Here is a 390-nt window from a genome sequence, read left to right on the forward strand (position 1 = left end):
AGCACCAAAGAGGAAGTTAATCTGGGGCGTAACATGGCACAATCGTTTTATCAACTCAAAAAAGTGATAAAAGATTGGGAATTGGCTTATACTCTAAAAACATCCATAAGTGGTGTAGTAACTTTTTTACAGGTTTGGAATGAAAATCAAACCATAAACGTTGGTGATAATGTTTTCTCGATAATTCCGGATGCTAAAAATGGTTTTGTTGGTAAAGTAAAAGCTCCCGCATTAAATTCAGGTAAAATAAAAGTGGGTCAAAAGGTAAATATCAGACTGGCGAATTTTCCGGATAGAGAATTTGGTGTTTTAAAAGGAAAAATCCAAAACATATCGCTTGTTCCTGACAAAGATGGAAATCTTTTATTAGATGTTGCCTTGCCAAACGGA

At 34.9% G+C, this 390-nt stretch carries 1 protein-coding gene; it reads left to right on the plus strand.

The features are described from left to right. On the plus strand, window positions 1–390 hold a 390-nt coding region (locus tag LPB88_RS23730; RefSeq protein ID WP_230718287.1), incomplete at both ends, for an HlyD family secretion protein.

This window comes from Flavobacterium sp. JAS (assembly GCF_020991455.1).
Lineage (GTDB): Bacteria > Bacteroidota > Bacteroidia > Flavobacteriales > Flavobacteriaceae > Flavobacterium.